Raw genomic sequence first — 24,618 nt, forward strand, 5'->3', positions numbered from 1 at the left:
TTCCATAACGAGTGATAAGGTACCAAGAGCGAGAAGCATTCAGGCCAGCTTCTCGCTCTTGGTTGACTATCACACGACCAGCTTTGGCCCCAACCCACCAAGGGTCAGGGCTTGATACATTAAACCGCGCTTATTACGCCGTGCCGCCCACGGTAAGTGAATCCAGCTTCAGCGTAGGCTGACCAACGCCTACCGGCAGGCTCTGCCCTTCTTTACCGCACACGCCTACGCCCTTATCCAGCGCCAGATCGTTACCCACCATCGAAATCTGCTGCATCGCCTCAATACCTGAACCAATCAACGTGGCACCCTTCACCGGTTTGGTGACGCGGCCATTTTCGATCAGATAGGCTTCAGAGGTGGAGAAGACAAATTTCCCGGAGGTGATATCAACCTGACCACCGCCGAAGTTTGGCGCATACAGGCCATACTCCACGCTGGCGATAATATCTTCTGGCGTCGATTTGCCCGCCAGCATGTAGGTGTTGGTCATACGCGGCATCGGCAGGTGAGCATAAGACTCGCGGCGGCCGTTGCCGGTAGGCGCAACGCCCATCAGCCGTGCGTTGAGTTTATCCTGCATGTAGCCTTTCAGGATGCCGTTCTCAATCAGCACGTTGTATTGGCCCGGTACGCCTTCGTCATCGATCGCCAGTGAACCACGGCGGCCTTGCAAGGTGCCATCATCCACCACGGTGCACAGCTCAGAAGCCACTAGCTGGCCCATCTGGCCGCTGAATACCGAGGTGCCACGGCGGTTGAAGTCGCCTTCCAGCCCGTGACCGACAGCTTCATGCAGCAACACGCCCGGCCAACCCGCGCCCAGTACCACAGGCATGGTGCCCGCAGGGGCAGCCACGGCAGAGAGGTTGACCAGCGCCATACGCACCGCTTCTTTGGCAAAAGCATCGGCACGCACTTCACCGTCCACCACTTCCAGGAAGTAGTCATAGCCAAAACGGCCACCGCCACCGCTGGCTCCGCGCTCACGTTTGCCGTCTTCTTCCACCAGCACGCTGACGGAGAAACGCACCAGCGGGCGAACGTCCGCCGCCAGGGTGCCGTCCGTTGCCGCAACCAGTATCTGCTCATACACGCCGGTAATGCTGGCCGTCACTTCCTGCACGCGTTTGTCTTCAGCACGAGCGACCTTGTCTACCCGGTGCAACAGCGCGATCTTCTCTTCCCGCGGCAGGCTTTGCAGCGGATCGAGCAAAGGATACAGCGCCTGGTAGCCGATCTCACCCAGCGTATGGACTTTGCCATTGCCGCTGTCACGCACAATGCTGCGAGCAGCCTGTGCACTTTGGTTCAGGGCGTTCAGGGTGATTTGGTCCGCATAGGCAAAGCCGGTCTTTTCACCGCTGACCGCGCGCACGCCAACGCCCTGGTCGATATTGTACGAGCCATCTTTGATGATGCCATCCTCAATCACCCAGGCTTCGTGGTAGCTGGACTGAAAATAGAGGTCGGCGTAATCGAGGCGGCGTTCGGCCAGTTGACCCAATACGGAGAACAGGTCTTGATGACTCAGCTTATTCACAGCGAGTAACTGCTCACTGACAAACGACAGGCTCATAATTTTTTCACTCTTTATTGGCGGAGTTTTCAACCGGCGCAATCAGCGTCGGCTGGAATCGGTTATGTTGCATTACCGGCATCTGCTTGCGTACCGTATGCAACTTGCCGGTATTTACGCGCACTTTCAGCGCGGACACGGCGTCGGGGTTTTCTGCCAGCACATTGCCCCAGCTGTCTACCACCATGGAATGTCCCCAGGTACGGCGGGTTGCCCCGTGGCGGCCTACCTGCGCGGGAGCCAGGATCACACACTGGTTCTCGATAGCGCGGGCACGCAGCAAAATTTCCCAGTGTGCCTCACCGGTCACGCGGGTAAATGCGGCGGGAACCGAGATCAGCTCCGCACCTTTCGCACGCAGCGCCTGATACAGACCAGGGAAGCGCAGGTCGTAGCATATCGTCATCCCCAAGCGGCCAACCGGCGTATCAACCACCGTTAATTGCTGACCATGCTGATAGGTATCTGACTCGCGGTAATGGGCGTGGATATCATTGATATCTACGTCGAACATGTGCAGTTTGTCGTAACGGCCACGGATTTCGCCCTGATCGTCAAACAGCAGGCTGCTGGTGGTGATGCGCGTCGGATCTTCGCGGCTGATCAATGGCATAGAGCCAACCAGCAACCATACCCCATAACGGCGAGCCATATCGCGCACCGCCTGCTGCAGCGGCCCGTGACCTTCCGTTTCCGCATGTTCACGGTAGGCGGCCGAGTTGGCAAACAGTAAGGCGTTCTCCGGAGTCATCACCAGTTTTATCCCGGGATTGAGTTGCTTGATCTGCTGCTCAATCTGGGCCAGGTTGTCCCGTATCTGCTCACCGCTACACAGCTGTAATAACGCAACGTTAGCATTTTTCATGGCGATTTATCCTCTTTTGGCTTACGCAACACCTCATGAATACTTGGGTGGTCCAGGCTGCCGGTAATGTCATAGCGGATAAACGAGATCTTGCTCCACAACGGCCCCAGCACTTTCGAGGCCGCAAACACCGCCGCCCCCACAATCGGGTTGATTACAAACGCGGTCGCCACTCCGACCGTCGCCGAGATCTCTGGCGCTATCACGGCCTGCATATCAATCTGGCGTTTCACCAGGTCGATCTGGCCGCTCATGGCGATATCCGCCGCCAGCCCATCCACCAAAAAGTTATCTGTATGCATTATGCCATCTTTCGCCCAGATAGTGCCGCGTATGGAGTCAAAGTAAAATCCATTACCGAAGGTATCACGGAAGTCGAACTGTAATTTGCGCAGCAGGGCATCAAAGCTGACCAGGCGTAACAACTGCCCAGCCCGGCCACCGCCGACGTTGTCAATCTCGCCTTTGCCCAGATCGACCTTCATGGTGCCATTGAGCGTGTTGATCTGCGGTTTCCATGGCTGCCCATGCCAGTGCAGATCAAAATCGATATCGTAAGGCGCGTCTTTTAATGGAATGATCACGCCGAAGAAACTGGCGGTGCGATCGATTTTGCTGCCCAGCAGTTTGCCCTTTAACGCACTGCGCTCTTCCTGAGCGTTTTGTTTCCACAGGCCGGTGGCGCTCATACGGCCATAGCCGGTATCTACCAGGCCATGGCTTAGCACCAGAGAATCCCCCTCACGTTTGAGATCGGCCTCCACCGTGCCAAGATTCTGCCCCATCACCCAGCAGGATTTACAACGCAACATCAGCGAAGGCCAATCCTGGAACGAGATCCGCTCCTTCGAGTCCAACGGGTTGGTTCCACCAGCACTGCCGTCGCCGCTGGCAAACTGCGGGTTGTAGTAAAGATAGCCGAGATCCGCACGCCACACGCCCTTATCCGGCATCGACAGGCTACCATCAATCTCTTTACCCTTGGCGGTGACGGTCGTTCCCGCCAACTGCTGCACGACCGCCAGCTGAAGGTTATGCCACGCCTGTCCGCCCAGCGTCAGCTGTGGGGTTTCGAGCGTTACGCTGGTTGGGAACACAAAGCTGCCCACCTTGCCCGCACCGCTGCTTTGCTTCATCGCCGGTGCCAATAGCCCCAACCATTGCTCGCCATCCAACGCGGGCAGATTGAGCACCAGGGATTTATCTTTGGGTAACGTTGGGGTAGCGGAACCGCCGGTTTGCCAAGCGGCACGTGCCAGCGTCACCTGCTGTTTGGCCAACAGCCATTCGCTGTTGAAGTGGTTTTGCTTGCCCGCACTGCCATTGAGCATAAATCCTTGCAGGCCGCCGTTCACTTTTACGTTAACGGGTAACGCTTCCCCTGCGGCTTTATTCAGGGGAGAAGGTAAGTGACTGCTTACTTTTTTCAGATCGGCATTCACACCAATCTCATAGTTCGGCTCGCCTTTATGCGGCAGGTTGATGGCCACTTTACCCTGCCAGGCGGCGCTGCCTGCCAGCTTTTTGGCAAACTCTGGCGGCAGGCCTTCAACCTTGGCCGGTTGCCAATCGCCTTTCAGCCCAACGTTAACCTTATAATCCTGTTTGCCTTCCAGCGTATCGAAGTTGACCGTCAGCGGCTGCCCAAACCAGTTGGCCGTCAGGGTATCGCTCTGCAGGTTGCCGTTGTCGAAACGGAACTTGCCGCTTACTCTCTCTAACTGGCTCTCCAGCGGCTTGACCAACAACGAGTTGTTATTCAGCGTCACTTCACCGCTGGCGTTAACCAGCTCACCGTCCAACGGAATATTCAGATGTAAGCGCCCACTTACATTGCCACCCACCTGCAGCTCATCTAACGCCGCCCCGACAGAGTCATCCAGTGGGGTCTGCATGAAATAGTCGTGGATAGCTTGCCCGGTACCCGCAACGTCGGCATCAATCAACAGGCGTTGTTTGCTATAGTCCGGAATGACGGCGCTAATATTTCTGCCCGTCGCAGTGCCCAGTTTGGTTTGCGGCGCATTCATCCACAGGCCATTGTTGGCAAAATCGAGGTCGATCGCCAGATCGTCCAGCGCTGGCCATTCCGGCTGGAACTGGAAGGTAGCGTGGCGTAGTGGGACAAACACCTGAAACTGCCCTTCGTTCTTCTCATATGGGAAGTGCTGCGGATCGCCCGCATAAATCAGGGAAGCATTATCAACCTGCCCACCCTGGATCGCCTCGCTGAGATAATCCACCAAATGTTTACCCATCAGCGGTTCAGGGAAATAACGCCAGGCATCGGCGGCATCATACAAACGGATGCCAGCCAGAATATCCAGCCAAGGCTCGCCGTTGGCCGGTTGCTGATAGCGGAAATCACCGTTAATCCACAGGGATTTGGCCTGTACATCCAGACTTTGACTTGCCAATTGCCAGCCTTGAGCGTTGTTTTGCCAGGTCAACGCCCCGCTTGCACGGCCGATCTCCAACGGTGCCCGGAACATATCGCCATAAGGCAGCGTGCTGTTATTCAGCCCCAGCGTCAGACGGCCGTTTTCCACGCCCCCGGTTAACGCGCCGGAAAAGTGATCGACGCCCGGCAACAGTTTCCAGTGTTGCCAGCTCAGATCCTGCCACCACGCCTGAAAACGGGTTTTTTCCGGCTGTTGCAGCGGGATATCCAACGCCAGCGCCCTAAGCATGCCGCGAGGTTGTAAGTCTTTCCAGTGCTCCAGCACTTCCGGGCTGAGGAACGAGAAGGTAGGCAGCAACGCTTCCAAACGTTCCAACTGGATGCCGGTGGCACGGATACGGAGTTCTTCACTCTGGTTTGGCCCGATAAATTGGGTATTTTCCGGCAACCACAGCGCAGTAAGGGTTCCGGGTGCCCAGGCTTGGCCATCGGTTTTCAGGTTCAGGGCAGGTGCATGCACCTGCCAGCCGTTGCCCTCACGGCTCAGTGCCAGCGCCAGATTATCGACGTCCAACCGGTGTTGATCGCCACCCGCCAACCAACTGGCGGTGCCTTTATTAAGCAGGGCATTACCGCTGTAGATTGCGCCATTTTTGATATTGAGCCAGGCGGCCAGGCTGAAATCGGCACTTTCGAGACCGGTATTGGTTTTCAGCCAGCGGCTGAACCAGGGCTTCATGTCGATTTCATCGGCCTGCATATAGATGGTGCCGGTATTGAGCAACCCCTGCTCATCCCGCAGATCCAGGCGTAACTGTACCGCACCGTGCTGGCCATTCAGGCTGGTCAGGCTGATTTGACCTTCCGCGCGATGGCGGTTATAGCTGTTGAGCCAGGTCATTTGCGGGATATGAAATTCAGCACGCGAGCCTGATGGGGTAAGGAACGAGAGGCGGCTGTTGCGCAGATCAAAGTGATCCAACTGATACAGGAACAGATCGCTGACTCCGTTCGGGGTAAGGCCATTGCTACCTTCCCCCCCGAGCGTCGCGTCAAGATCAAGCTGCAACTGATAGAAGGTGAGATCGCGGAACTGCCAGCGCCAATGCAGCAGGGATTGCCACACGTCCAGCGCCAGCGTGACGCGCTCGATCTGGATTTTGCTTGTTGGCAGGGCCAAACGGATGTTGCGGGCCTCCAGCGTGGGGCCAAAGGTTTCCCAACTGCCCTGGATAAAGTCGGCCTCGACGGGCACCCCGGCGATCGCCTGCACCTTCTCCAGCAATTGCGGGCGATAGTGGTTAAGCTCAGGCAGCACCAGACGCAACCCGCTGATCAGCAACGCCACAACAACAATCAAAATGGCGCCTGTGGCTAACAGGATCCCGGGCAGTCGCCTCACGCATTTCTCCTTAATGACCAAATATATAACCTAACGCTTGTGCCCCTCACCCTAACCCTCTCCCACAGGGAGAGGGGACCGATCGAGTTAGGCTGAAAGTATTGTGATCCTTCATGAGCACCGGATGATCCACCTTGGATGCGGAGCCGATCACGGTTGCCTAGATGACTTCTTTACCTCCAAAAGAGCAGGAACTAAGAGCTCCCTCTCCCCGCGAAAGAGGGTTGTGATCCTTCATAAGCACCGGCTATTCCACCTGCATGAGGGGGCGATCACGGTGCCCAAATCACTTCTTTACCTCCAAAAGAGCAGGAACTAACAGCTCCCTCTCCCCGCGAAAGAGGGTGGTGATCCTTCATAAGCACCGGCTATTCCACCTGCATGAGGGGGCGATCACGGTGCCCAAATCACTTCTTTACCTCCAAAAGAGCAGGAACTAAGAGCTTCCTCTCCCCGCGAAAGAGGGTTGTGATCCTTCATAAGCACCGGCTATTCCACCTGCATGAGGGGGCGATCACGGTGCCCAAATCACTTCTTTACCTCCAAAAGAGCAGGAACTAACAGCTCCCTCTCCCCGCGAAAGAGGGTTGTGATCCTTCATAAGCACCGGCTATTCCACCTGCATGAGGGGGCGATCACGGTGCCCAAATCACTTCTTTACCTCCAAAAGAGCAGGAACTAACAGCTCCCTCTCCCCATGGGAGAGGGTTGGGGTGAGGGGTATTACATCATCACAACGTCAAACTGTTCCTGGCTGTATAAAGGTTCGATCTGCACCTTGACCTGTTTGCCAACGAAGATTTCCACTTCCGCCAGGGCGTGTGACTCTTCACTTTTCAGCGCTTCACCCACGGCCGCAGAGGCATAGACCAGGAAACGATCGGAATCGTAAGCATGATGCACGCGCACGATCTCACGCATAATCTCATAGCAGACGGTTTCCACCGTTTTCACCGTTCCGCGCCCTTGGCAGGTCGGGCAGTCGTTACACAGCACATGCTCAATACTTTCACGCGTGCGTTTACGCGTCATCTCCACTAATCCTAGTTGAGAGAAACCATTGATTGTGGTTTTTACCCGATCTTTACTCAACGCCAGTTCCAACGAGTGCAATACCCGGCGGCGGTGTTCATCATTGTTCATATCGATGAAATCAATGATGATGATGCCGCCCAGGTTGCGCAGCCGCAGCTGGCGGGCAATGGCCTGCGTCGCTTCGATGTTGGTATTGAAGATGGTCTCATCAAGATTGCGGTGGCCGACAAAGGCCCCGGTGTTGATATCCACGGTGGTCATGGCTTCGGTTTGATCAATGATCAGGTAACCGCCGGACTTCAATTCAACCTTGCGTTCAAGCGCCCGCTGGATCTCGTTCTCGACGTCGTACAGATCGAAGATCGGCTGGCTGCCGGTATACAGCTCCAGCTTATTGGTGATATCCGGGATGTACTCGCCGGTAAATTCCACCAATTGGTCATGCGTCAGGCGCGAGTCGACGCGGATACGATCCAGCGCCGCCCCGGCAAAGTCGCGCAGGATACGGTGCGCCAACGCCAGTTCGCCATACAGTTTGTATTTGGTCTGGTTGCGCTTTTTGCGCTCCATGACTTTGGTCCACAAACGCTTGAGGAAGGCGGCATCCTGCGCCAGCTCTTCTTCACCTACTCCTTCAGCCGCAGTGCGGATGATAAAGCCGCCCAGATCGTCGCAATATCCCGCGACGGCACGCTTGAGACGCTCGCGTTCGGCTTCACTTTCAATGCGTTGGGAAACCCCCACGTGTGCTGCGCCCGGCATAAAGACCAGGTAGCGCGAAGGTAGAGTGATATCGGTAGTCAGGCGTGCACCTTTGGTGCCAAGCGGATCTTTCACCACCTGAACCATCAGATCCTGCCCCTGGCGCACCAGTTCGGCGATATCGCGCACGGAGAAATTCTTTTGTTCATCACCGGCAACACACTCGGTGTGCGGCATGATATCGGAGGCGTGCAGGAAGGCCGCTTTATCCAGGCCAATATCGACAAAGGCCGCCTGCATGCCGGGTAACACGCGGCTGACACGCCCTTTGTAGATATTGCCCACGATGCCACGCTTGGCTTCGCGCTCAATATGGATCTCTTGCAGAATGCCGCCGTCAATATAGGCAACCCGCGTTTCCGACGGCGTAATATTTACCAGTAGCTCAGCTGTCATGCTTTCTCCTCAGAGCCGGTGTAGCGCCTGCCCTTATCTTTCCTGTGCTCACGCTATGGCGGCGACGGGAAATCTAGTGGTGGCATCAGCCGGCTCTTACCTCTCGTAATGCGACAAAATGACTGAGCAGCTCATGTGTTTCGACCAGCGGCAACCCCATCACCGCGTGATAACTTCCGGTTATCGTTCTGACGAAACAACCACCCTTACCTTGAATTCCGTAAGCGCCCGCTTTATCCATCGGTTCGCCTGTGGCGATATAGTCGCAGATATCCTGTGGTGACAGATTGCGGAACGTCACGTCGGTGACCACCAGTTGGCATAAAACGCCCTGTTTATCGGCAATCGCCACGGCGGTCATCACCTGATGCTGTTTCCCGGACAAGGCTGCCAGCATCTGCGCCGCATGCTCTTCATCCCGCGGTTTTTCCAACACCTGGCCGTTCAACACCACGATAGTATCTGCACCCAGCACGGGCCAATCCTGTTGCGCCAGAGTTACACCTGCCCTGGCCTTATCCTGCGCCAGACGGCGAACGTAATTTTCCGCCGCTTCCCCTTCCTGCCGCTGCTCTTCAGTATGCGTCAGAATCACTTCAAACGGTACGCCGAGCAGAGTCAGCAGTTCATGGCGACGGGGAGAACCGGAAGCAAGATAGAGCGAAAACATCGTTATAACCTCATTGTACGGCAAACTGACGGCGGATCTTGCGCATCAGCAGGAATAACCACGGCCAAAGCACGCCGTTGACCACACTACTCCAGAACACCTCGGGGCGGAAAGAGACGTTGATCACTAAAAACTCCGCCCAGAACACCACCACGTCCATGGCCAATGATAGCAGCACGACGATCAGCGCTTGCTGCCACAGGGCCATATTGCGGAATAATTGGAATTTGAACGCGACGAGATAGGCGATGATGCCCATGGCCAGCGCACGCACGCCGAGCGTGGAACCCAGGATCAGATCCATGATCAACCCCAGGATAAAGCCGGTGCCGACGTTAACCCGATGGGGTAACGCCATCACCCAGTAAGTGAGGATCAGCAGCAGCCAGGATGGCCGGAACATGTAGATTTGGTCCGGCCACGGCATGATTTGCAGCACTAATGCTACCAGGAATGACAGCCAGATAATCCAGCGCCCGTTGCTGCGATAGCGATTCATCGGGTTGCCCCCACCGGTGGCGGCTGAACGGTACCGGTAGCGGGAGCCGGCAGCGGAGCCGGTGGGCCCATGGCATCAGCCGGCGGCAATACCTGCGGCATCATCTGCATCAGGCGTTCATTGGCAACGCGGTGAACTTCCTCCGGCGGCAGCGGCATGGTGCCGTTGCGATCGGCACCCCATAGTAACAACAGATAGCGCAAGCGTTGCAGACCAGCGGTTGGCCGCGCCTGGATCACGGTATAGGCGCGTTGGTTATCCACTTTTACCGAGGACACCACAGCGACCGGATACCCTTCCGGGAAGCGCCCGCCCAAACCGGAGGTGACCAGCACATCCCCGACGCGGATATCGGTATTGCCCGGCAGATGTTCCAGCTGCAGGTCATCCGTACAGCCACTGCCTGCGGCAATCACCCGGATATCATTGCGCAATACCTGGATCGGCAACGCATGGGAAGCATCACAGATCAGCAGGACGCGGCTGGTCATTTTAGCCACCGCCACCACCTGCCCGACCACGCCTTTATCACTGATAACCGGCTGGCCTTCATAAACCCCGTTGTCCGACCCTTTATCAATCACGACCTGATCGCTATAGGGGTCTGAACCGGTAGAGATCACCTGAGTGACCATTTTGTGTTCGTCCTGGCGCAACGGCGAGCCTAGCAGCTCACGCAAACGGGCATTTTCCTGTTTGAATTGGCCAAGAAGAAGATTATCGCTGTTTTTGAGTAACAGTTCCTGCCGCAGAGCGCGGTTTTCCAGCTCTAGCTGTTGGCGGGTAGCCAGCGTTTCCGATACGCTGTCCAAAACTTTACGCGGCCCGTTAGCCAAGAAGTAAAAAGGGCTGACGGCGGTGTCCATGTAGTTTCGTATTTTAACGAACGTACCGAGCCGGCTGTCGGCAACGATCAACGCAATCGCCACGATCACTGCCAGGAAAAGTCGTAGTTGCAGGGAAGGCCCCCTGCTAAAAATCGGCTTCATAAATTATGCACGTTCCTCGACAACAGAAAGGGGAACGCACCAGATGCCAGGTTAATGCCGTCATCCGCTACGATCCCTCCATTCTGGGGCTGCTCACTATTCTTCGCTGAACAAATCGCCGCCATGCATGTCGATCATTTCCAACGCCTTACCACCACCGCGAGCCACACAGGTGAGAGGATCTTCAGCCACCACTACCGGGATACCGGTCTCTTCCATCAGTAGGCGATCCAGGTTACGCAGCAATGCGCCACCACCGGTCAGCACCATACCGCGTTCGGAGATGTCGGAAGCCAGTTCCGGCGGGCACTGTTCAAGCGCAACCATGACCGCGCTGACGATGCCGGTCAGAGGTTCCTGCAAAGCTTCGAGAATTTCATTGGAGTTCATGGTGAAGCCACGCGGCACACCTTCTGCCAGGTTACGGCCACGCACTTCAATTTCACGCACTTCGTCATCCGGATAGGCCGAGCCGATACCGTGCTTGATACGTTCTGCGGTAGCTTCACCGATCAGTGAACCGTAGTTACGGCGCACATAATTAATGATGGCTTCGTCAAAGCGGTCACCGCCGATACGCACGGAAGAGGAGTACACCACACCGTTAAGCGAGATCACCGCCACTTCAGTAGTACCACCACCGATATCAACCACCATGGAGCCAGTGGCTTCCGATACTGGCAGACCCGCACCGATCGCCGCAGCCATAGGCTCTTCAATCAGGAAGACTTCACGCGCGCCTGCGCCCTGAGCGGACTCACGGATCGCACGGCGTTCAACCTGGGTGGCACCAACAGGTACGCAAACCAGTACGCGCGGGCTTGGGCGCATAAAGCTGTTGCTGTGAACTTGCTTGATGAAATGCTGCAGCATTTTTTCGGTGACAAAGAAGTCGGCGATCACGCCGTCTTTCATTGGGCGAATAGCCGCGATATTGCCAGGCGTACGCCCCAGCATCTGCTTGGCGTCATGACCTACGGCCGCAACGCTCTTGGGTGAGCCGGCACGATCCTGACGAATGGCAACCACCGACGGTTCATTCAGTACAATGCCTTGTCCTTTAACATAAATCAGGGTATTGGCGGTACCCAAGTCGATGGACAAGTCATTAGAAAACATGCCACGAAATTTCTTAAACATAACGAAAGGATAATCCTGCAAGCTGGGGGCGGAAAATAAAATCCGCCTACTTTACCAACCACACGAAGCAGCGACAAGGCGCAAAAACGTCCTACTTCGGTGAAAATTAGTCTGCGTTATTTGTGACCGAATGCACGGAAAGCGAATGGGGCCTGATATCCCTCAACAAAGGCTCAGCTAGCCACCAAATCAACGTACCAAACGGCAGTAACACAGCTCATAAAATCTAACATTTTTCCTGATTGTCACCGGTGGTAAGCACCTACTGACGCCCACAGGAAAAGACGGGCCATTCTACGTTAATTTTTGCCCGGTCATCAGGTTAAACACGATATCGACGCGAATATTTTTTGCGAGCTATATCGATCGGCTCTGGCGAAGCGAAAAAGTCCCCCTGCCCACCAAGGATCCCGCGCTCTTTCAGCGTCTGCCATTCATTGCGCGTACGCACGCTGGCAGCAAAAACCTTCGCTTGAGTACCTTCGCAGGCACCGGTCAAGCTCTGAACGAACAGCTGATTCTCATCCCGCCGGTCAATACTCCGTACCAACCCTGGGTGAAGCTTGACGATCTCCACCGGTAACGACTTGATATAAGAGGTACTCACCACCGTCAACCCGGCCTGAGAAACTGCCAGACGACAGCCCAATCCGGTCAGTAATCGCAGCACCGGACGCAAACGGTCGATATGTTGACACACATCTGCCTCTGCAAGTTCAATCAGAATTCGCCTGCGGTGACTTTTTTCACACTGTAACAGGGTATCGCGCAGCCAACGTTGGAAACTGCGCTGCAATAATGAATCAACGCATAGTGGAAACGCCAGCGTCTCTTCCGGCCACAGCGCCAATAAAGGAATAATCCGATTCATCTGCTGGCGGTCATAGCTTTCCGCCAAGCCCAGCTGATTGACCAGCGGCATATATTCGGCGGGCAACAGTTCCTGTGCGCCATCATAAATCCGGCTCATGATTTCGCGGTGATGCACATCGCCTTCCACCGTCACCGCCGGTTTTTGATATAAACGAGGGCCACCGCGCGCCAGCACCTGTTCCAGCAGAGTGCGCCATTTAACGCTGCCGCGCCCTTTCTCCGGCACATTGCTGTCATAGACGTACCAGCCGTTTTCGCCTTGCAGTACGGCATGACGGGTTGCCTGTTCGGCGTAATCGATGATCTCTTCCGGGGTCTGCCCGCTGCGATAGGCCACAATACCAATATGTAAGAAAGCCTCACGGTCAATCAGCGCCGTTGAGGGCAAGGAGTCGATCGCGTTGACCAGTTGCGCCGCGATGCCGTCCGCTTCCTTCAGCGTGCGGTGTGGCAGCAGAACGGTAAAATCACTGTGGAAATAACGGGCCAGCAAGGCGGCAGGGTAACGCATGACAAAGGTGGACAGCAGGTTGACCAACGAATACATCAGCTCCTGCACCGCGGCATTGCCGTGAATTTCACGCAGGGTATCGAAATCTGGCAGGCGCACCATCATGACGATGCCGTGTGACCCGACATCTTCCAACTGAGTGGTGAGCTGGTTATCAAAGAACAACCGGTTATTGAGGCCGGTTTTCGCATCCTGAGCGGCAAAAGCACGGATCAGGGTATCTACCCGGCTGCGCTCCTCACGCGCTTCGGCCAGATCGGCCAGCAGCCGATCCAACGCACCGCTGACGCTGGCGGGCCATTCGCGAACGTCTCCCTTCAGCACCTGTTCACGTTCGCCGTTGAGAATGCGCCGCGCCCGGCGTTCCAGGCGATCTTCACCTACCGCCTGTTCACGCAGCCAGCGTAAACTGAACAGCAGTATCACCACCATGATGACGATCGACAGCGTGACCGCCGCCGTGGACTGCAATGAACGCACGTCGCTGGCGAACGGATCGAGGTAGGTGACACTTACCCGGGTGCCGGGGTGATGCATCATGGTCAACGAGGTTTGGCGGTAGCCAGCCAGCGATGCCCAGGGGGCTTTGATGGTCGGTAGGCTGTAGGAGAAAAGGTTGCTGGTTTCGGTATCGACATTAATCGCCACGATGCCTAGCGGCCGCATCACCAGGGGCAGCCAGTTATCCTGAGCCTGCAGCGGTTGCAGCAGCATTGCCTGATCGATGGAGGTGGCCAGGGCTTCAAAACGACGCTCTAGGCGCTCCTGAGTCACGTAAAAGAAACTGTATGAACACCCCATCAGCATCAAAAACATAGCCAATGCGACGAGCAGGGTGATTAGTGCAGAGAGTTTGGTTGTAAATCTCATCCCTGTGCCTTCTGCGCGATGATAAAATGAAGAGCCACCTTTTGAAGTTCCAAGGCCCCGTTCCTGCTCGATTGAAAACAACGCAATACCCTGATATTAAAAATCATGAAGCGACTTCAATTTCTTTGCCAAGCATCAGGTTAGCTCATACAAAGCTATCAAGCCTGACCGACGAAGAAAACCATTAAACACTCTTTTTTTGTCCTTTATCAGGACAGGCTTTTTTATTATGCATATAGTCAGACAATACTGAACCATACATTCATATAATATATGAAAAAGCGGGGAGCGATGCATGCGCGTATTATTATTGGAACAAGATGGCGAAAAAACCCTGGCACAAGTCAAGAATATTGATAGTGAGCAGTTGCCAGAAGGGGATGTGACGGTCGACGTCAACTGGTCCAGCCTCAACTATAAGGATGCCCTGGCGATCACCGGCACGGGGAAAATCATTCGTCACTTCCCAATGGTGCCTGGTATCGATTTTGCAGGCCTGGTACACAGCAGCAAAGATCCGCGTTTTAAACCAGGCCAGAGCGTAGTACTCACCGGCTGGGGCGTTGGCGAAAATCACTGGGGCGGGTTGGGCGAACAGGCCCGCGTTAGCGGCGAATGGCTGGTACCACTGCCAAAAGGGCTGTGTGAACGCAAAGCGATGATCCTCGGCACCGCCGGCTTTACCGCCATGCTGTGCGTGATGGCACTGGAAGAAGGCGGAGTGAAACCGGAGGACGGCGACGTGCTGGTCACCGGAGCCAGCGGCGGCGTGGGGAGCACGGCGGTCGCCCTACTGTCCGCACTGGGCTATAGCGTCACCGCCATCAGCGGGCGCGACAGCAATACCGACTATCTGAAATCCCTCGGTGCCAAAACCGTGCTGCCCCGTAGCGAATATATTGAAACACCGCGCCCGCTGGAGAAACAGCTGTGGGCCGGCGCCATCGACACCGTCGGCGACAAATTGCTGGCTCGCGTGCTGGCGCAGATGAATTATAACGGCACCGTTGCCGCCTGCGGCCTGGCGGGAGGCTACCAGTTGCCGACTACCGTGATGCCGTTTATCTTGCGTAACGTGCGTCTGCAAGGCGTTGATTCGGTGCTGACGCCGCTGCATCGTCGCCAAACCGCCTGGGAACGTCTGGCCGGTATTCTGCCAGAAAGTTTCTATGATCAAGCCACCCAGGAAATTCAGCTGGAAGACGTGCCTGCCGCGGCTACCGCGCTGATGAACAATCAGATCACTGGCCGCACCCTGGTAAAAATCCGTTCATAATCTGTGGGGCGCCGCATCCGGCGCCCGCTTTTTCCCCACAAGAAATTACCTCTCGTTTACCTCTCTTTACATCCCCCCTCTCGCAGAAAGTTGGCTTTCACGCCATGCTTACACCATCACTTGCGGAGATAAAAAATGAAACAACAGCGAAAACTGACCGAAGCCGATGTCACGCCGGAAAGCGTGTTCTATCAGCGGCGCAAGGTGCTCCAGGCGCTAGGGATCACGGCAGCCTCACTGGCTTTGCCCATCCAGGCACAGGCCGACTTGCTTTCCTGGTTCAAAGGTAACGATCGGCCCCCGGCTCCAGCAGGCAAACCGCTGGACTTCAGCAAGCCCGAAGCCTGGCAAGCCAAGCTGGAACTGACACCGGAAGAAAAAGTCATGGGGTACAATAATTTCTACGAATTTGGCCTGGATAAGGCCGATCCCGCGGCCAACGCAGGCTCCCTGAAAACGACGGACTGGAAGGTGAAAATCGACGGCGAAGTCGGCAAGCCTATAACGCTGGACATCGACGATTTACTCAAGCGTTTCCCGCTGGAGCAACGCATTTATCGCATGCGCTGCGTCGAAGCCTGGTCGATGGTGGTGCCGTGGATCGGCTTTGAGCTGGGCAAACTGCTTAAGCTGGCGGAACCCAACAGCAATGCGCGTTACGTGGCTTTTCAAACGCTGTACGATCCAGAGCAGATGCCAGGCCAGAAAGATCGCTTTATTGGTGGTGGCCTCAAGTATCCCTATGTCGAAGGTTTGCGCCTTGATGAAGCCATGCATCCACTGGCTCTGTTGACCGTGGGCGTGTATGGCAAGATGCTGCCACCGCAAAACGGTGCTCCGGTGCGCCTGATCACCCCATGGAAGTACGGCTTCAAAGGCATCAAGTCTATCGTACAGATCACCCTGACCCGCGAACAACCGCCAACCACCTGGAATTTGTCTGCGCCCAACGAATATGGTTTTTACGCCAACGTGAATCCCCATGTCGATCATCCTCGCTGGTCGCAGGCCACCGAACGCTTTATCGGTTCCGGCGGCATTCTGGATGTGAAACGCCAGCCGACGCTGCTGTTTAACGGTTATGCCGATCAGGTGGCTTCGCTCTATCGCGGCCTCGATTTACGGGAGAACTTCTGAGTGCGCTTAACCCCCAAGCAGATCACCTGGCTAAAAGTTGCCATCTACCTGGCGGCATTCCTGCCCTTTCTGTGGCTGGTGTTGTCCGTCGATCAGGGCTGGTTGAGCGCCGATCCGGCCAAGGATATCCAGCATTTTACCGGCAGGATGACGTTGAAATTGCTGCTGGCCACCCTGCTCGTCACTCCATTGGCCCGCTACGCACGCCAGCCGTTGCTGATCCGTTGCCGACGCCTGCTGGGTTTGTGGTGTTTTGCCTGGGGAACCTTGCATCTGGTAAGCTACTCGACGCTGGAACTGGGGCTGAGCAACATTGGCTTGCTGGGGCGCGAACTGGTAACCCGCCCCTATCTGACGCTAGGTATCCTCTGCTGGTTGATTTTGCTGGCTCTGGCGGCCACCTCAACGCTATGGGCGCAGCGTAAATTGGGGGCCAACTGGCAGAAGTTGCACAACTTCGTCTATCTGGTGGCGATCCTGGCACCGATCCACTACCTTTGGTCGGTAAAAACGTTGTCACCGCAGCCTTTTATTTATGCGTCGCTGGCGCTGCTGCTGTTAGCTCTGCGTTACAAGAAATTCCGCTCGTGGTGGCGTAAACCGCGCTAAAACCGGCAAGATTGACGGTAAAAATCCCAGATCGGGGAGCGGAACTTTTCTGTGTTCTACCCCTCATAATCCAATAGCGGCACTTGGTGTTTGCTGATTTAGGGTTGAATATCTTCGCTGATAAGACCAGTATTTAGCTGCGAATTGCCACGATATCGTTATAATGCCCGACCTTGTCCCTATCGCAGCTGTAAAATCTGCGCGTAACAGGTGACAAATCGGTGACATCGGGTTATTTTCTACGATGATGGTTTTATTGCCGGAGATACCAGCACAATGGCGGATAAGTTTCACATTTTGCTTCTGAACGGCCCCAATCTCAATCTGCTGGGGGCGCGTGAGCCGGAAAAGTACGGCAGCGCTACGCTGGCAGAGATTGTTAACGGATTGGAAAACCAGGCGCTCGCGCTAGATATCACCCTGAGTCACCTGCAGTCCAACGCCGAGCATGCGCTCATCGAACGCATTCATCAGGCACGCGGCAATACGGATTTTATCCTGATTAACGCTGCCGCATTCACGCACACCAGCGTGGCGTTGCGCGATGCACTGTTGGCAGTACAGATCCCGTTTATCGAGATCCACCTGTCCAACGTGTACGCTCGTGAGCCTTTCCGTCATCACTCCTACCTGTCTGATATCGCGGTAGGCGTGATCTGTGGCCTCGGCGCGGATGGCTACACATTTGCTTTACAGGCAGCGGTTCGCCGTTTGTCAAAAACCCACTAATTGCTACACAAAAAGAGTACGGAATCACACTCATGGATATTCGTAAAATCAAGAAACTGATCGAACTGGTTGAAGAATCAGGCATTTCTGAACTGGAAATCTCTGAAGGCGAAGAGTCGGTTCGCATCAGCCGTGCCGCACCGGTGCAGGCTTACCCAATGATGCAACAGTACGCAATGCCAGCCCAGCAGCAGCAACCTGCTCTGGCCAACGCCGTTGCCCCTGCTGCAGCAGAAACCCCAGCAGCACCAGCGGCCATGAGTGGCCATACCGTTCGTTCACCAATGGTAGGGACCTTCTACCGCACCCCAAGCCCGGACGCGAAAGCCTTCGTGGAAGTGGGCCAGAAAGTGAATGCTGGTGATACTCTGTGCATCGTTGAAGCCATGAAAATGATGAACCAGATTGAAGCTGACAAATCCGGTGTGGTTAAAGCGATCCTGGTAGAAAACGGCCAACCGGTTGAATTTGACGAGCCACTGGTCGTCATCGAATAACGAGGCGCACCATGCTAGATAAAATTGTTATCGCCAACCGTGGCGAGATCGCGCTACGTATCCTGCGCGCTTGTAAAGAACTGGGCATCAAAACCGTTGCCGTTCACTCAAGTGCCGACCGCGATCTGAAACACGTTCTGCTGGCGGATGAGACCGTTTGTATCGGCCCTGCACCGTCAGTTAAAAGCTATCTGAACATCCCGGCCATCATCTCCGCCGCCGAAATTACCGGCGCCGTGGCGATCCACCCGGGCTATGGCTTCTTGTCCGAGAACGCCGACTTTGCCGAGCAGGTAGAGCGCTCTGGCTTTATCTTCATCGGCCCACGCGCCGAAACCATTCGCCTGATGGGTGACAAGGTTTCTGCCATCAGCGCGATGAAAAAAGCCGGCGTACCTTGCGTACCAGGCTCCGACGGCCCGCTGACCGATGACATGGACAAAAACCGTGCCTTCGCCAAGCGCATCGGTTATCCGGTGATCATCAAGGCTTCCGGTGGCGGCGGCGGTCGCGGCATGCGCGTTGTGCGCGGCGACAAAGATCTCGAGCAATCCATCTCCATGACCAAAGCGGAAGCCAAAGCGGCTTTCAACAACGACATGGTGTATATGGAGAAGTACCTGGAAAACCCACGCCACATCGAAATTCAGGTGTTGGCAGACGGTCAGGGCAACGCCATCTATCTGGCTGAACGTGACTGCTCCATGCAGCGCCGCCACCAGAAAGTGGTCGAAGAGGCACCAGCACCGGGGATCACCCCAGAGCTGCGCCGCTACATCGGCGAGCGCTGCTCAAAAGCCTGTGTGGAAATCGGCTATCGCGGTGCGGGTACCTTTGAGTTCCTGTATGAGAACGGCGAGTTCTATTTCATTGAAATGAACACCCGTATCCAGGTGGAACACCCGGTTACCGAAATGATCACCGGCGTGGATCTGATCAAAGAGCAGCTGCGTATCGCTGCTGGTCAACCGCTGTCGATCAAACAGGACGAAGTGAAGGTACAAGGCCATGCGGTGGAATGCCGTATCAACGCCGAAGACCCGAACACCTTCCTGCCAAGCCCAGGCAAGATCACCCGCTTCCACGCTCCTGGTGGTTTCGGCGTGCGTTGGGAATCTCATATCTACGCTGGCTATACCGTGCCGCCGTACTATGACTCCATGATTGGCAAGCTGATCACCTACGGTGAAAACCGTGACGTGGCAATTGCCCGCATGAAGAACGCCCTGGCTGAGCTGATCATCGATGGCATCAAAACCAACGTTGAACTGCAGCAGAAGATCATGACCGACGAAAACTTCCAGCATGGTGGCACCAACATCCACTATCTGGAGAAAAAGCTGGGTCTGCAGGAAACCTGATTATCGGTTAACGATATTGGGCGAATAAAAAACACCGCATGAGAACTTCTGCGGTGTTTTTTTATTGGGGCCGGGGTCTCTGCCTCAAAGCACGTTTAGCGCCTCTTCCTGCCGCTCATTACACCCATAGGCATACGCACGCAATACTTCCTGGATCTTGTCGATCATCAGGCTATGTGGGTCACCAGCACACTCGCCAGCCATCAGGCGTGGGAATTGCAGCGGGAAATACTGGCTCAGCATACCCAACGGAATGGCTACCCCACTAAGATTTGCCACCAGCTTGTCGATGGCTGCGCTGATGCGCGCTTCAGGCCAGTAATAGCGGATCCGATCGGACAGGCTGTAGTGCAGATCGATCATCGCCTTCGAATGACGCGGATCGTAATACTTCTTCCAATACTTGGGCTCATCCTGCATCACGCTGTCGATCACCGCCAGCACGTGGCTCTGCTGTTCTGCGGCGATCAGTTCCTTCTCGATCAGCGCCAGGCTGAAGATCGCCTCACGCAGGGCAAAGGTCAGCGCCGGGCCGACTTTCAGGATCGCAAAGTGATCGCGCACCAACTGGCGGAACGCTTTCGGGGTTTGATAATCCGTAGAATGGGCTTCAAACACCAACGGCGTTGACTCAATCATGGCGGAAAGCTGGCGCGCCTGTTCCGGCTGGTAGTGGATCACCGTGGAATGGTCGAACTCGACTCCCGGCTGCACCACCAGCCCCACCACCCGCTCCATGGCCTGCTCCAAACCTAAACGAGCAAACGCCTGCCGATGCGTCTCGATGGTCTCAGCGGCATCCTGTGGCCGCGTGACGTGCACCTGAGCGATAGCGTGGCTTTCACCCCCCGGAACCGGCACTTCCGTACCTATCACGTAGCTCAGCGCCTGCCGCTGCTCAGGAGTGGCCACAGCTTCAGCCACCGCACATAGCCGTGCCGCACGCTCTGCCACCACCGTTGGCGGCAGAGGAACCGGATCGTCCGCGCAGGACATGGAAGTATCCAGATGAATTTTACTGAACCCGGCCTGAACGTAATCGGCAATCAGGCGTTCAGCTTTCTCCATCGCCAGCCCAGCTGGTTCATCCTGCCAACAGTTAGGCCCAAGATGGTCACCTCCCAATATCAACCGTGACTGCGGGAAGCCAATCTTGGCGGCAATGGCATACACAAACTCGCGGAAATCCGCCGGTTTCATCCCGGTGTAGCCGCCAAATTGGTTCACCTGGTTGGAGGTGGCCTCAATCAATACCTTACGCTGGCTAGCCAGGTCAAAACGCAACGTGGCCTCGATCACCAACGGATGTGCCGAGCAAACCGAACAGATGCCAATATGCTTGCCGCTTTTATGCTGCTTAATAATAGATTTCATACTTTTGGCCTCATTTACCCGTCGCCTTTCAAGTCACAGGGTAAGCAATGTCCTGAACTGAATATTCAGGACGTTGGAATGTTATTTACAGCGCGCCGACCGGCACGGTCCGTTGCTGCTGCAAGAAAGCGTCGATTTCAGCGAAGGTAGAGGTCCCTTCCATTGGTCCACGCCGGGTCACCGCCAGCGCGCCGCAGGCATTGGCATAGCGCAGCGCCTGGGAAACGCTGTGCCCCTGCAACCGACAAGCAATATAAGCGCCGCCAAAGCAGTCGCCTGCCCCGGTCGGATCTACCTCGTCTACGGCATAGCTGTCGACATGCAGGGTTTCATCCGCGGAATAATAGCTCGCCCCTTTACTGCCGCGTTTCACCACCACTTCTTTAATGCCGTCCTTCAGGTAGCGAGCAATCGCCTCATCCAGCGTGGTTTGGGAGGACAGCAGCATCACTTCGCCTTCACTCGGCATATAGATATCGGTCAGCTCCAGCACGTAATGCAGCGCATCACGCATCTCGGGGATATTGAGCATTTCCTTGCGGATATTCGGATCGAAAGACAAGGTGCCGCCGTTCGCTTTGACGATCCCCGCCGCCTTCTTCACCGCATCCACCATATGGAAGGAAAACAGCGATGAACCCATGATGTGGAAGTGCTGGCAGTCCTGCAGCAGTTCAGCATTCACATGCTCGGCCGATAATTTCCCACAGGCTGCGTTCTTGATATTGAAAATAAAATCGCGATCGCCGTTGGAGTGGTAGGTAACAAAGGCGCTGCCGGTAGTCTCATGCGGCAACACACGGATGCCTCGCGTATCCACTCCGTCAGCCTTTAGGCGTTCGATATTCAGCGTGCCGAAGCCGTCGTTACCCACGCAGCTGATAATGCCGCACTGCCCGCCCAGCTTGGTCACCTGGTCGATAAAAATCGCCGGGGCACCACTGGGGAAAGGACCATTCCATAAGCCTGGATGGGTAAAAGATTGGCCAACCTTATCGGCCATGATCTCAACCAGGATCTCGCCGATGGTATAAATTTTTCTCATTGTCCCGTTCCTTATACAAATCTGCCTGTGATCGTTAGCCACGTTTCTTCTTGTTTCTGACGTCGACATACACCGCGATAAGGATCACCAGCCCCTTCACCACCATTTGATAGAAATAAGGCACGTTCATTAAATTCATACCGTTGTTGATGACCCCGATGGTCAGCGCGCCGATCATGGTGCCGATCACCGTGCCGTAGCCGCCATTCAGGCTGGTGCCCCCCAACACGGCGGCGGCAATGGCATCCAGCTCATAGCTCAGCGCGGCGTTAGGCTGGCCGGAATACAGCCGTGAAGCCAGGATCATGCCGCTGATGCCCGCCATCACGGCGGTGATCATAAAGACCTTTATTTTCAGCGCAGAAACGTTAATCCCCGAATAGATCGCGGCCTCTTTATTGCCGCCGGTGATATAAATTTTGCGGCCAAAGGTGGTTTTCGACAGGATGAAGTGGTTGACGATCAGCAACACCAACAGGATCCAGATGGGGATCGGGATATAGAGGAACTCGCCGTTACCCAGCGCCAGAAACGCCTCGTTCTTGATCATGATCGGCGTGCCATCGGTGACGATATAGGCGATACCCCGGAAGATCCCCATCGTCGCGACGGTAACGATAAACGACGGGATACCGGCCATCGCAGTCAGGCTACCGTTAACCAGGCCCAACACCAGCGCGGCCATAATCGACAGCGGGATCACCAGAATAAACGGGATGCCAAACGACAGGCCGAGTGCGGCAAAGGTCCCAACCAGTGCAATGGTTGACCCCACCGAAAGATCGATATCCCCCAGCAACAGCACGTAAGTCATGCCATAGGCGGTGATGGCAATGATCGAGACCTGCAAAATAATATTGGTAATATTATTTACGCTCAGGAAACTGTCGTTGATCACGCTGAACAGGATCACCAAGGCCACCAGGCCCGCCAGTATGCCGCCGTACTGTTTGGCGGCTTTTGCCAGTTTCCCTGGCCCGTTGAACGCCGAATGGCCCTCGGCGGCCAGCACTTTATCGCTCATTATTTCACTCCTGTTGCTGCGGTCATGACCTGGGTTTGCGTGAGTCCATCGGTGGCAAAAACGTCGGCGATCTGCTTGGCGCGCATCACCACCAGCCGATCGCTGAGCGCCATGACTTCCGGCAGTTCGGAAGAGATCAAGATAATGGCAGTGCCCTGTGCAGCAAGCTGGCGTATGACGTTATAAATCTCGAACTTGGCGCCAACATCCACGCCGCGCGTTGGCTCGTCGAGAATTAAGATGCGTGGCACCTTTTCCAACCATTTCGACAGCACGATCTTTTGCTGATTGCCCCCGCTCAGGGTGCTGACCAGTTGATGTGGCGAGCTGACCTTGATGTTCATCCGCCGGATTGCTTGCTGGGTTTTCACCTCTTCGTGCTTATGGTTGATCAGGCTGGAGCCCGCATACTGAAAGGCCACGTGATGGGTGTTCATGCTCACGTCATGCATCAGCACCAACCCCTCCTCCTTGCGGTTTTCCGTCACGAAGGCGATGCCATGCTCTATCGCCTGCTTTGGATTGCGAATAGTGACTACCGCCTCATAGATGCGAATTTCACCTTGATAGCCAGTCAGGCCAAAAATTGCCTTCATCACGTCTGAACGCCCCGATCCCACCAGCCCAAAAAAGCCCAGCACTTCACCTGCACGCAGTGAGAAATGGATATCGTGAAACAGTTTGTCCTGCGAAAATTGCCTGACTTCCAGCACCGGCACTTGCTCCGCTGAAGGAGGTTCGCCGATGCGTGGCGGGTAGATATTGGTCATTTCGCGGCCAACCATCTGGGCAATCAGCCGGTGAATATCGGTTTGGTGTTTATCATGGGTGGCGATGAACTCGCCGTCACGCAGCACCGAGATATCGTCAGATACCCGCATGATCTCATCCATGCGGTGCGAGATATAAATCACCGCGCAGCCGCGCTGTTTCAGCTTGTCGATAATGCCAAACAGGATGTCCGCCTCGTTATCGCTCAGGGACGACGTGGGTTCATCCATGATCACGACATCCGCCGGGTAACTCAGCGCCTTGGCAATCTCTACCAGTTGGCGCTGGGCCATCGACATGGTGCCGACAATTTGCTGCGGATCGAGCGGAATGGCCAAGTCCGCCAGCAGGCGCTGGCAATCATTCACCATCTGACCATCGTTAATAAAACCAAAACGGGTTGGCTCATTATTGGCATAGATATTCTCTGCTACGCTCATATTATTGCTCAGGCTCAGCTCCTGAAAAATAATCGCGATACCCAACTTTCTGGAATGCTGGGGGTTGGCAATAGTGACGCTCTGCCCTTTGAGTCGTATTTCTCCTTTGGTCGGCGGATAAATGCCTGCCAATATTTTCATTAACGTGGATTTACCGGCGCCATTTTCGCCGAGCAGCGTATGGACTTTACCTTTGCGTATTTTCAGGCTGACATTTTTTAATGCATGAACATGGCCGAAACTTTTGGCTATTTCCGTTACCGCCAGCACCGTATCCGTCATTATTTCCTCCACCCAAATAGCCCTCACCCTAACCCTCTCCCACAGGGAGAGGGGACCGATCGAGTTCGCTGATTTCTCCGC

At 55.4% G+C, this 24,618-nt stretch carries 19 protein-coding genes; 6 read left to right on the forward strand and 13 right to left on the reverse strand.

The annotated features are described in order from the left end of the window. Positions 1–133: 133 nt before the first annotated feature. The 9 genes from tldD to csrD all read right to left on the reverse strand — a co-directional run bounded on the left by tldD (position 134) and on the right by csrD (position 13,992). On the reverse strand, positions 134–1,579 hold the full coding sequence (gene tldD / locus KGP17_RS24560; protein ID WP_021807011.1) for a metalloprotease TldD: 1,446 nt from the start codon (positions 1,577–1,579) through the stop codon (positions 134–136). Positions 1,580–1,586: 7 nt separating this feature from the next. Continuing rightward, positions 1,587–2,444 (reverse strand): deaminated glutathione amidase, encoded by an 858-nt coding sequence (gene nit1 / locus KGP17_RS24565; protein ID WP_094981526.1) that lies wholly within the window; start codon positions 2,442–2,444, stop codon positions 1,587–1,589. Then, the gene (gene yhdP / locus KGP17_RS24570; protein WP_094981527.1) at positions 2,441–6,247 is read right to left on the reverse strand and encodes an AsmA2 domain-containing protein YhdP; all 3,807 of its coding nucleotides are present in this window, start codon (positions 6,245–6,247) and stop codon (positions 2,441–2,443) included. Before yhdP ends, nit1 begins: the two co-directional genes overlap by 4 nt. A 723-nt stretch (positions 6,248–6,970) precedes the next feature. Next, the gene (gene rng / locus KGP17_RS24575; RefSeq protein ID WP_021807013.1) at positions 6,971–8,440 is read right to left on the reverse strand and encodes a ribonuclease G; all 1,470 of its coding nucleotides are present in this window, start codon (positions 8,438–8,440) and stop codon (positions 6,971–6,973) included. Between the two features lie 85 nt (positions 8,441–8,525). Continuing rightward, a complete protein-coding gene (locus tag KGP17_RS24580; protein WP_021180762.1) occupies positions 8,526–9,110 on the reverse strand; it encodes a nucleoside triphosphate pyrophosphatase in 585 nt (194 codons plus the stop codon). Positions 9,111–9,120: 10 nt separating this feature from the next. Further along, a complete protein-coding gene (gene mreD, locus KGP17_RS24585; protein WP_021180763.1) occupies positions 9,121–9,609 on the reverse strand; it encodes a rod shape-determining protein MreD in 489 nt (162 codons plus the stop codon). Further along, positions 9,606–10,598 carry a rod shape-determining protein MreC gene (mreC, locus tag KGP17_RS24590; RefSeq protein WP_021180764.1) on the reverse strand — a complete coding sequence of 331 codons (993 nt, stop codon included), beginning with the start codon at positions 10,596–10,598 and terminating at the stop codon, positions 9,606–9,608. The genes mreD and mreC overlap by 4 nt, the downstream gene beginning before the upstream one ends. Positions 10,599–10,694: 96 nt before the next feature. Further along, the gene (gene mreB, locus KGP17_RS24595; protein ID WP_021180765.1) at positions 10,695–11,738 is read right to left on the reverse strand and encodes a rod shape-determining protein MreB; all 1,044 of its coding nucleotides are present in this window, start codon (positions 11,736–11,738) and stop codon (positions 10,695–10,697) included. A gap of 322 nt (positions 11,739–12,060) precedes the next feature. Then, positions 12,061–13,992, reverse strand: a complete 1,932-nt coding sequence (gene csrD / locus KGP17_RS24600) for an RNase E specificity factor CsrD (protein ID WP_021807014.1) — start codon at positions 13,990–13,992, stop codon at positions 12,061–12,063. A 295-nt stretch (positions 13,993–14,287) separates the two neighbouring features. Here csrD and KGP17_RS24605 point away from each other — a divergent pair, with 295 nt between their 5' ends. From KGP17_RS24605 to accC, 6 genes are all read left to right on the forward strand, one after another. After that, positions 14,288–15,268: an MDR family oxidoreductase gene (locus KGP17_RS24605; protein ID WP_059199000.1), complete on the forward strand. Its 981-nt coding sequence runs from the start codon at positions 14,288–14,290 to the stop codon at positions 15,266–15,268. 135 nt (positions 15,269–15,403) lie between these two features. Further along, positions 15,404–16,405 carry a protein-methionine-sulfoxide reductase catalytic subunit MsrP gene (msrP, locus tag KGP17_RS24610; protein WP_021180768.1) on the forward strand — a complete coding sequence of 334 codons (1,002 nt, stop codon included), beginning with the start codon at positions 15,404–15,406 and terminating at the stop codon, positions 16,403–16,405. Then, positions 16,406–17,014: a protein-methionine-sulfoxide reductase heme-binding subunit MsrQ gene (msrQ, locus tag KGP17_RS24615; RefSeq protein WP_059199001.1), complete on the forward strand. Its 609-nt coding sequence runs from the start codon at positions 16,406–16,408 to the stop codon at positions 17,012–17,014. Between the two features lie 276 nt (positions 17,015–17,290). Then, entirely contained in the window at positions 17,291–17,743 is a 453-nt protein-coding gene (gene aroQ / locus KGP17_RS24620) for a type II 3-dehydroquinate dehydratase (protein WP_021180770.1), read from the forward strand. 32 nt (positions 17,744–17,775) lie between these two features. Further along, positions 17,776–18,240, forward strand: a complete 465-nt coding sequence (accB, locus tag KGP17_RS24625) for an acetyl-CoA carboxylase biotin carboxyl carrier protein (RefSeq protein WP_059199002.1) — start codon at positions 17,776–17,778, stop codon at positions 18,238–18,240. A gap of 11 nt (positions 18,241–18,251) precedes the next feature. Then, the gene (gene accC, locus KGP17_RS24630; protein WP_021180772.1) at positions 18,252–19,601 is read left to right on the forward strand and encodes an acetyl-CoA carboxylase biotin carboxylase subunit; all 1,350 of its coding nucleotides are present in this window, start codon (positions 18,252–18,254) and stop codon (positions 19,599–19,601) included. 84 nt (positions 19,602–19,685) lie between these two features. Here the strand turns inward: accC and gatZ are convergent, their stop codons facing one another. From gatZ to KGP17_RS24650, 4 genes are all read right to left on the reverse strand, one after another. Further along, positions 19,686–20,975 (reverse strand): tagatose-bisphosphate aldolase subunit GatZ, encoded by a 1,290-nt coding sequence (gene gatZ / locus KGP17_RS24635; protein WP_223498540.1) that lies wholly within the window; start codon positions 20,973–20,975, stop codon positions 19,686–19,688. A gap of 85 nt (positions 20,976–21,060) precedes the next feature. Next, positions 21,061–22,020, reverse strand: coding sequence for a sugar kinase (locus KGP17_RS24640; RefSeq protein WP_059199004.1), 960 nt, complete (start codon positions 22,018–22,020; stop codon positions 21,061–21,063). A 34-nt stretch (positions 22,021–22,054) separates the two neighbouring features. After that, positions 22,055–23,044 carry an ABC transporter permease gene (locus tag KGP17_RS24645; protein WP_059199005.1) on the reverse strand — a complete coding sequence of 330 codons (990 nt, stop codon included), beginning with the start codon at positions 23,042–23,044 and terminating at the stop codon, positions 22,055–22,057. Further along, positions 23,044–24,537, reverse strand: a complete 1,494-nt coding sequence (locus KGP17_RS24650; RefSeq protein ID WP_223498541.1) for a sugar ABC transporter ATP-binding protein — start codon at positions 24,535–24,537, stop codon at positions 23,044–23,046. The genes KGP17_RS24645 and KGP17_RS24650 overlap by 1 nt, the downstream gene beginning before the upstream one ends. Between the last annotated feature and the right edge of the window lie 81 nt (positions 24,538–24,618).

This window comes from Serratia sp. JSRIV001 (assembly GCF_019968745.1).
GTDB lineage: Bacteria > Pseudomonadota > Gammaproteobacteria > Enterobacterales > Enterobacteriaceae > Chania > Chania fonticola_B.